This window comes from Vibrio genomosp. F6 (assembly GCF_005146325.1).
Classification (GTDB): domain Bacteria; phylum Pseudomonadota; class Gammaproteobacteria; order Enterobacterales; family Vibrionaceae; genus Vibrio; species Vibrio cortegadensis.
This window is the reverse complement of record NZ_SYUT01000125.1, coordinates 1-256: the sequence shown is the minus strand read 5'-3', so window position 1 is coordinate 256 and position 256 is coordinate 1. Positions and strand designations below refer to the sequence as shown.

Sequence of the window (256 nt, the reverse complement as noted above, 5' to 3'; positions counted from 1 at the left end):
TCGTTCCTTGGGTTAACAAAGACATCATGATAAGTCATCTAGAGCAGATATCGAAAGCCACCGAACAAAGTCGCCATGCCGTCGTGATAATGGATGGCGCAAGTTGGCATAGCGATGACATTGGCAATGAATTTAATAATGTCAGCATCATTAAACTTCCCCCTTATTCTCCCGAGCTGAACCCTATTGAACAAGTTTGGAGTTGGTTGAGACAGCACTATCTCGCAAACCAAAGTTTCAATGATTATAACGACAT

The 256-nt window shown here is 42.2% G+C and carries 1 protein-coding gene; it reads left to right on the top strand.

Going from position 1 to position 256, the window contains the following annotated elements; translation table 11 throughout:
• Nucleotides 1–256 (top strand): transposase (locus FCV43_RS20020; RefSeq protein WP_170961703.1); only part of this gene is annotated, 256 nt, incomplete at both ends.